At 67.9% G+C, this 6295-nt stretch carries 12 protein-coding genes; 1 reads left to right on the top strand and 11 read right to left on the bottom strand.

Translation table 11 applies throughout. The features are described 5' to 3' along the window. Positions 1–51 precede the first annotated feature (51 nt). Genes rpsQ through rpsJ form a run of 11 tightly spaced genes read right to left on the bottom strand, consistent with a single transcriptional unit; the run spans position 52 to position 5446 of the window. Positions 52–327 carry a 30S ribosomal protein S17 gene (gene rpsQ, locus G6031_RS10790; RefSeq protein ID WP_179525920.1) on the bottom strand — a complete coding sequence of 92 codons (276 nt, stop codon included), beginning with the start codon at positions 325–327 and terminating at the stop codon, positions 52–54. Positions 328–344: 17 nt separating this feature from the next. After that, positions 345–575 (bottom strand): 50S ribosomal protein L29, encoded by a 231-nt coding sequence (rpmC, locus tag G6031_RS10785; RefSeq protein WP_017838199.1) that lies wholly within the window; start codon positions 573–575, stop codon positions 345–347. Beyond that, positions 575–991: a 50S ribosomal protein L16 gene (rplP, locus tag G6031_RS10780; protein WP_017838198.1), complete on the bottom strand. Its 417-nt coding sequence runs from the start codon at positions 989–991 to the stop codon at positions 575–577. Before rplP ends, rpmC begins: the two co-directional genes overlap by 1 nt. Positions 992–993: 2 nt before the next feature. Next, entirely contained in the window at positions 994–1827 is an 834-nt protein-coding gene (rpsC, locus tag G6031_RS10775; protein WP_179525921.1) for a 30S ribosomal protein S3, read from the bottom strand. After that, positions 1828–2268 carry a 50S ribosomal protein L22 gene (rplV, locus tag G6031_RS10770; protein ID WP_179525922.1) on the bottom strand — a complete coding sequence of 147 codons (441 nt, stop codon included), beginning with the start codon at positions 2266–2268 and terminating at the stop codon, positions 1828–1830. It abuts the gene before it with no gap. Next, the gene (rpsS, locus tag G6031_RS10765) at positions 2265–2546 is read right to left on the bottom strand and encodes a 30S ribosomal protein S19 (RefSeq protein ID WP_017838195.1); all 282 of its coding nucleotides are present in this window, start codon (positions 2544–2546) and stop codon (positions 2265–2267) included. Before rpsS ends, rplV begins: the two co-directional genes overlap by 4 nt. A gap of 14 nt (positions 2547–2560) precedes the next feature. After that, entirely contained in the window at positions 2561–3397 is an 837-nt protein-coding gene (rplB, locus tag G6031_RS10760) for a 50S ribosomal protein L2 (RefSeq protein WP_107757059.1), read from the bottom strand. A 31-nt stretch (positions 3398–3428) separates the two neighbouring features. After that, positions 3429–3731, bottom strand: a complete 303-nt coding sequence (rplW, locus tag G6031_RS10755) for a 50S ribosomal protein L23 (protein ID WP_179525923.1) — start codon at positions 3729–3731, stop codon at positions 3429–3431. Beyond that, positions 3728–4426, bottom strand: coding sequence for a 50S ribosomal protein L4 (rplD, locus tag G6031_RS10750; protein WP_182609299.1), 699 nt, complete (start codon positions 4424–4426; stop codon positions 3728–3730). The genes rplW and rplD overlap by 4 nt, the downstream gene beginning before the upstream one ends. After that, entirely contained in the window at positions 4423–5088 is a 666-nt protein-coding gene (gene rplC, locus G6031_RS10745) for a 50S ribosomal protein L3 (RefSeq protein WP_179525925.1), read from the bottom strand. The genes rplD and rplC overlap by 4 nt, the downstream gene beginning before the upstream one ends. Positions 5089–5140: 52 nt before the next feature. After that, positions 5141–5446, bottom strand: coding sequence for a 30S ribosomal protein S10 (gene rpsJ, locus G6031_RS10740; protein ID WP_003938093.1), 306 nt, complete (start codon positions 5444–5446; stop codon positions 5141–5143). 546 nt (positions 5447–5992) lie between these two features. On the opposite strand from rpsJ, the gene G6031_RS10735 reads away from it, so the two are divergent. Further along, positions 5993–6265, top strand: coding sequence for a hypothetical protein (locus G6031_RS10735; RefSeq protein WP_179525926.1), 273 nt, complete (start codon positions 5993–5995; stop codon positions 6263–6265). Positions 6266–6295 lie beyond the last annotated feature (30 nt).

Raw genomic sequence — 6295 nt, 5'->3', positions numbered from 1 at the left:
CCGGCCCCGAGTAGTCGGGGCCGGGCCGGGGGTGAGAGTGGAGCGACTCTCCTACTTCGCGCGCTCCAGGACCTCGACGACGCGGTAGCGCTTGGTGGCGGACAGCGGGCGGGTCTCCATGATCCGCACGCGGTCGCCGACACCGGCGTCGTTGGTCTCGTCGTGCGCCTTCACACGCTCGGTACGGCGCATGATCTTGCCGTAGAGCGGGTGCTTCACGCGGTCCTCGAGTTCGACGACGATGGTCTTGTCCATCTTGTCGGACACGACGTACCCGATCCGCACCTTGCGGCTGTTGCGCTCGGTGTTCTCGCTGGCCTCAGTCACGGCTGCTTCCTTGTCACTCACTTGGCATCACCCGGCGCCGCCGACAACCCGAGCTCGCGCTCGCGGATGACGGTGTAGATGCGTGCGATGTCGTGACGGACGACGCGCAGGCGACGGTTGTTGGTCAGCTGACCGGTGGCCATCTGGAAGCGCAGGTTGAACAGCTCCTCCTTGGCCTCACGGAGACGCGCGGTGAGCGCATCGGCGTCGAGTTCACGCAACTCGGGGGCGGTGGTTCCACTAGCCATCAGAACTGCTCCTCCCGGGTCACGATACGGGTCTTGCACGGGAGCTTGTGCTGCGCGCGGCGCAGCGCCTCGCGTGCGGTCTCCTCGTTCGGGTACGACATCTCGAAGAGGATGCGACCCGGCTTGACGTTCGCGACCCACCACTCGACGGATCCCTTACCGGAACCCATGCGGACCTCGGCGGGCTTCTTGGTCAAGGGGCGATCGGGGTAGATGTTGATCCACACCTTGCCGCCACGCTTGATGTGGCGGTTGATCGCGATACGCGCGGACTCGATCTGACGGTTGGTGACGTACGCCGGCTCGAGAGCCTGGATGCCGTACTCACCGAACGTCACCTTGGTGCCGCCCTTGGCCCCGCCGCTACGGCCGGGGTGGTGCTGCTTGCGGTGCTTGACGCGCTTGGGGATAAGCACTGTCACGCCTCCCTGGTCTGATTCTGCGGAGCCTGGGCGGGGGCCTCGGCAGCCGGACCGGAACCGGCGCGGCCGGTCTCGGTGCTGGTGGCCGTGGTGCCCTGGGCGCCGGAACGACGCGGCCGGCCTGCGCCACGCTCGCGGCGCGGTCCTCGGTCGGCACCGCCGCGGTTGCTGGACTGGGCGTACTGATCGGACTCGCGACGACCGCCGACCACGTCACCCTTGTAGATCCACACCTTGACGCCGATGCGACCGAAGGTCGTCTTGGCCTCGTAGGTGCCGTAGTCGATCTCGGCACGCAGGGTGTGAAGCGGGACGCGACCCTCGTGGTAGCGCTCCGAACGCGACATCTCGGCACCGCCGAGACGACCCGAGCAGACCACCTTGATGCCCTTGACCTGCGGCTGACGCATCGCGGACTGGATGCCCTTACGCATCGCGCGGCGGAACGCCACACGGTTGGAGAGCTGCTCCGCGATGCCCTGGGCCACGAGCTGGGCGTCGGCCTCGGTGTTCTTGATCTCGAGGATGTTGAGGTGGACCTGCTTCGCGGTGAGCTTCTCGAGCTCGCCGCGGAGACGGTCGGCCTCGGCGCCACGACGACCGATCACGATGCCCGGCCGGGCGGTGTGGATGTCGACGTTGACGCGGTCGCGGGTACGGGAGATGTCCACGCCCGAGATGCCGGCCCGCTCCATGCCCTTGGACAGGAGCTGACGGATCTTGATGTCCTCGGCGACGTAGTCCGCGTACTGCTTGTCGGCGTACCACTTGGACGTCCAGTCCGAGGTGATGCCGAGACGGAAGCCGTGCGGCTGGATCTTCTGTCCCATTTAGCGGGCACCTCCCTGGTTACGACGACCCCGGCCGGTGGAACCGGCCTTCTCGGGCACGCTGGTCACCTCGACGGTGATGTGGCTCGTGCGCTTGCGCACTCGGAACGCACGACCCTGGGCACGCGGACGGAACCGCTTCAGGGTCGGGCCCTCGTCGGCGAACGCAGCCGACACGACCAGGGTCCGGGGATCCAGGTCGAGGTTGTTCTCGGCGTTCGCGATGGCGGACGCGAGGACCTTGCCCACCGGCTCGCTGGCGGCCTGCGGGGCGAACCGCAGGATGTCCAACGCGTCGGAGGCGTCCTTGCCCCGGATCAGGTCGATCACGCGACGCGCCTTCATGGGCGTGACGCGGACGAACTTGGCGGTGGCCCGGGCGGAGAGCTGCTGCTCGTCCTGCACCGTGCCTTCGGCGGTCTTGCTGGTATCAGTGCTCATCGGCGCTTACTCTTCCGATCGTCCTTGATGTGCCCCTTGAACGTGCGCGTCGGCGCGAACTCGCCGAGCTTGTGACCCACCATGGAGTCGGACACGAACACGGGCACATGCTTGCGGCCATCATGGACGGCGAACGTGTGGCCGATGAAATCGGGCAGGATCGTCGAGCGACGCGACCAGGTCTTGATGACCTGATGAGTACCCTTGTCGTTCTGCGCGTCCACCTTCGCGAGGAGGTGCTCGTCGACGAACGGACCCTTCTTGAGACTACGAGGCATCCTAGTTTCCCTCCTTAACGCTTCTTACCGGTGCGACGGCGACGGACAATCATCTTGTCGCTCGCCTTGTTGGGCTTGCGGGTCCGGCCCTCGGGCTGGCCCCACGGGCTGACGGGGTGACGTCCACCGGACGTCTTACCCTCGCCACCACCGTGCGGGTGGTCGACGGGGTTCATGACCACACCGCGGACGGTCGGGCGGACGCCCTTCCAGCGCATGCGGCCGGCCTTACCCCAGTTGATGTTCCCCTGCTCGGCGTTGCCGACCTCGCCGATCGTCGCGCGACAGCGGACGTCGACCCGGCGGATCTCGCCGGACGGCATGCGGAGGGAGGCGTACGCGCCCTCCTTGCCGAGCAGCTGGATCCCGGCACCGGCGGCGCGTGCCATCTTGGCACCGCCCCCGGGACGGAGCTCCACGGCGTGCACGACGGTACCTGCGGGGATGTTGCGGAGCGGCAGGTTGTTGCCGACCTTGATATCGGAACCGACACCCGACTCGACCTTCATGCCCTGCTTGAGGTTCCGCGGGGCCAGGATGTACCGCTTCTCGCCGTCCGCGTAGTGCAGGAGGGCGATGTTGGCGGTGCGGTTGGGGTCGTACTCGATGTGGGCGACGGTGGCGTCGACGCCGTCCTTGTCATTACGACGGAAGTCGATGACACGGTACTGGCGCTTGTGGCCACCGCCCTTGTGACGGGTGGTGATCCGACCGTGACCGTTACGGCCGCCGGTCTTATGTAGTGGGCGAAGCAGCGACTTCTCGGGCGTCGAGCGGGTGATCTCGGCGAAGTCCGAGACGCTCGAGCCGCGACGGCCGGGCGTCGTGGGCTTGTACTTGCGGATAGCCATGAGGTTCTCTCGTCCTTAACTCTTCCCGCCGTCAGGCGGTCAGACCCGGGATCTCGATGGGCTTGCTGTCGGCCGCAAGGGTCACGATGGCGCGCTTGGTGCTCTTGCGCTGTCCGAACCCGGTGCGGGTGCGCTTACGCTTGCCCTGACGGTTGGCGGTGTTGACGGACTCCACCGTGACGCCGAAGATCTCCTGGAGGGCGATCTTGATCTGCGTCTTGTTGGCGTCCGGGGCGACCAGGAACGTGTACACGCCCTGCTCGAGCAGGCCATAGGCCTTCTCGGAGACGACGGGGGCGAGGATCACGTCCCGGGGATCGGCGACGGTGCTCACTTGTCGGCCTCCTTCGCGGCGGTGTTATCCGTGCCTGCGGCACGCTTGCTGGCCTGCGAGACGAACGCGTCCAGAGCCTCCACCGTGAACACGACGTCGTCTGCACGCAGCACGTCGTAGGTGTTCAGCTGATCCGGAGCGATGGGATGGACGTGGTCCAGGTTGCCCACCGAGCGCCACGCGGCGACGTCCTCGCGGCCGACGACGAGCAGGAACTTCTTGCGACCGGACAGGCTCCCGAGGAAGTCCCGCACGCCCGCCGTCGACGGGGTCTGACCCTCGACGAGCTCGGTGACCACGTGGATACGATCGCTGGCGGCCCGGTCGGACAGGGCACCGCGGAGGGCGGCGGCCTTCATCTTCTTGGGGGTGCGCTGCGAGTAGTCGCGCGGCTTCGGACCGTGGACCGTGCCACCGCCGGTGTAGGCGGGGGCGCGGGTCGAGCCCTGGCGGGCGCGGCCGGTGCCCTTCTGGCGGAACGGCTTGCGGCCACCGCCACGGACCTCGCCGCGGGTCTTGGTCGAGTGCGTGCCCTGCCGCGCCGCGGCGAGCTGAGCCACGACGACCTGGTGCATCAGCGCCAGGTTGGGCTCGACGCCGAAGATCGCGGCGGGCAGCTCGACCGACCCGTCGGCCGAACCGGCCGGGGTACGGACGTCAAGCTTGAGATTCACGGTGTTCTCCGTCGTGGTCATGCGCGCGCACCGCCCTTCACTGCGGATCGGACCATCACGAGGCCGCCGTTGCGGCCCGGGATGGCGCCCTTGATCAGGAGGACGCCGGCTTCGGCATCGACCTTGTGGACCTTGAGGTTCATGGTGGTCACGCGCTCGTTGCCCATGCGGCCGGCCATCTTCTTGCCCCGGAACACGCGGCCCGGGGTGGATGCGCCACCGATGGAACCGGGCCGGCGGTGCACGGCCTGGGTGCCGTGTGAGGCGCCCTGTCCGTGGAAGCCGTGACGCTTCATGGTGCCGGCGAAGCCCTTGCCCTTGGAGGTTCCGGTGACGTCGACGAAAGCGCCGTCGGAGAACACATCCGCGCCGAGCTCCTGGCCCAGCTCGAAGGCTGCGGCCTGCTCCGCGTTGTCCAGCCGGATCTCCGCCAGGTGGCGACGCGGGGTCACACCCGCCTTGGAGAACTGGCCCGTGACGGGCTTGGTGACCTTACGGGGGTCGATCGCGCCGAACGCGATCTGGACGGCGTTGTAGCCGTCGGTCTGCTCTGTACGGATCCCGGTGACTACACACGGCCCGGCCTTGATGACGGTAACCGGGACGACCCGGTTGTTCTCGTCGAAGACCTGGGTCATGCCGAGCTTCGCGCCCAGGATTCCCTTGATCTCGGTAGTACTCATCTGTTCACTGTCTCCGCTGCACGTTGCTTGCTGACCGCTGCTCGGTCGGAGGTCACTGGATGTTGACGTCGACGCTGGCAGGCAGGTCGATGCGCATGAGCGCGTCCACGGTCTTGGGCGTGGGGTCGAGGATGTCGATCAACCGCTTGTGGGTGCGCATCTCGAAGTGCTCGCGCGAGTCCTTGTACTTGTGCGGCGAGCGGATGACGCAGTACACGTTCTTCTCGGTCGGCAACGGCACCGGGCCGACGACACGAGCTCCCGTACGGGTGACCGTCTCGACGATCTTGCGCGCCGAGGCGTCGATGGCCTCGTGGTCATAGGCCTTCAGCCTGATGCGGATCTTTTGTCCCGCCACTTCGTCCTCATTCTCCCCCCGCCCCTGAAGGCGGCTGTCGTGAGCGCCCTCGCTGCGCGGGGGACACTTCTGTGTTCGCTTGTCATACGTGACACCGTCTGACCGTCTACCACCCGGTCACATGCATCGGTGCTTCGTCGTGGAGGACCGCCGTCGCGCGCTCACGAACGTGACACGACCACGAGCCCTCCAGAGGACGGAGTGCCGCACTCCCGCGGGGCGAGGGTGACGGCGGAACCGATCCGCTGCCGCTGTTGATGTGTCACGACGCGTCCACGCGGTCGGGCGTGTCGCCCTCCCACTTTTCCGGCGGGTGATCGCTCACCCGCCCCGGTCGTGCTCGCCCGACCAACCCGGCGATCGCGGGGCCCGGGGGCCACACGAGTTCGCCGCCTTGTCCGGGCAACTCGACCAGTATGCCGCACGCACCCCACGGGATCAAAATCGCCGCCGCCGACGGGTCGGGGATGCCGCGCCCGCGTGCCGCGACTTCGGTAGCGTCGAGCCATCAGCGCCCATGCGCCTCGTCACCCAGGAGAGCCCCACGTGAACAGCCGACGCGAACCACGCGACCCCGCCGCCTACAAGCGGGATCGTCGCCAAGCCGTCCTGCGCCACCACCCGGACAAGGGCGGTGACCCGGACGAGATGCTCCGCGCGCTCGAGGAGGTCGACCGCAGACACGGGGTCGGCGGGCCGCGCCGCCCGGAACACGCCGCGACCGCCGAGCAGGTCGCCGCGGTGGCCGTGACCGCTCTGGCCGGGATGGCGGCGGTCGGGTTGTCCGTCGCCATGAGCGTCATGGGCCGGCGCCGGTAGCCGTCCCTCCCCCGGACGCCACGACGAACG

The organism is Dietzia sp. CQ4, from assembly GCF_014145125.1.
GTDB classification, from domain to species: Bacteria; Actinomycetota; Actinomycetes; order Mycobacteriales; family Mycobacteriaceae; genus Dietzia; species Dietzia natronolimnaea.
This window is presented reverse-complemented; position numbering and strand designations above follow the sequence as displayed.